Origin of the sequence: Flavihumibacter fluminis, assembly GCF_021491375.1 — a bacterium.
Classification (GTDB): domain Bacteria; phylum Bacteroidota; class Bacteroidia; order Chitinophagales; family Chitinophagaceae; genus Flavihumibacter; species Flavihumibacter fluminis.
Map to the genome: position 1 here is coordinate 1 of NZ_JAKEVY010000014.1, position 1,359 is coordinate 1,359.

General features: G+C 42.5%; 1 protein-coding gene. It reads right to left on the minus strand.

Translation table 11 applies throughout. The features are described 5' to 3' along the window. Positions 1 to 329: 329 nt before the first annotated feature. Positions 330 to 1,359: IS110 family RNA-guided transposase (locus L0U88_RS20700; protein WP_234868773.1), on the minus strand; the 1,030-nt coding region annotated here is incomplete at its 5' end.

A 1,359-nucleotide genomic window follows, 5' to 3' on the forward strand; every position in this document is an offset into this window, starting at 1 on the left:
TCCTATGTAAAGCGTTTGCCCAGGGATTGATATGGTTAAAGTTACTACATAATAATATTTTACAGGCTGTCATTTATTGATTTTCTGATGCAGCTTGACATTTAACGGAAGTTGCAAAATCAATAAATGAGAGCGTGGATTCCTTTTCAATAATTTCTTTAAGCTCCGGCTCCTATGTGTAGTTACTTACCTGAAGCACTACCTTCATCTATTTGGTTATAAAGAATATGAGCCGCTACCAGCTTGGCGATGTAGTTCTGCAAAGAGACTACCCTGCTCGTTTTGTAGTCAACTCATGAATTTGTTTGAGCTTTAAAGAGGTTATACATCTATGCACTAAATCCAAGCTGATAAGGCTTGCCTGATTTAATTACACTAAGAATTCTGCGGCACATTTTGTGGGCGACTTTCACAATAACAGATTTTGGATTTTTGCCGACGTGTTTTCTATAGAAGGCCTGAATTCCGGGATCCAATCGGATGGCAATCCAGGCGGATTCAATCAAATAGCTTCTAAGCAAGGCTTTACACCTTGGGGTAACGCCCATATAATTATTGGTTTCGCTACTTTGGTGTATTCCAGGTACCAGTCCGATGCAGTTGGCAAATTGGCGTTCGTTGTTGAATCGCCGAATATCACCCAGTTCAGCAAGGATAGCTGCCGATAGGATTCCGCCGATTCCTGGAATTGACTTTAAGAGATAATAGTCGGTGGTATGAACTTTTCGGCAGTAAGCACGTAATTCGTTACTGGTAAGTAGAATTTCTTGGTCCAGCAATTTGTAGATGCGCAGTTTGCTATGCAGGCATTGCAAGCCTGTTATATGCGACCAGGGGATTTGAAAGAGCCATTGCTGGAAATTTTTGCTCCAGTTGGGATTGTCAAATTCAGGAGGTATGACAATACCGTGAAAGAGCAAAAGTCCTTTGATGTTGGATTTTACCTTTCGGTGTTGTTTGACCAGTTGGTTTCTCTGGCGGAGTAAACTGCGCAGTTGTTCCTGGTCTTCAGTGGGGATATAAATGGGTTTTAGTTGGCCGAGTTGCAACTGTTTGGCGAGGTTTCTGCAATCAATCTTGTCGGTTTTCTGATAAAGTTGTTTATCCATATGTGGGATATCAGCTGGATTGACAACAGTCACCGACCATCCTAGGTTCAGGAATTCCCTGGCGGCGGAAAAGCCACAGCAACCCGCCTCGTATGAGAGCTGGACCTGGTGATCAGGAAAATGTTTAAACACGTAATTAGCCAGAATTTCCGGATCGGGGGGTAAGCTAAAGCCTTTATGATCTGAAATGTCAGTTCGAAGGTGGGCCTGCCAACTTTTTTTGTGTACATCTAAGCCAATAAATAACTTC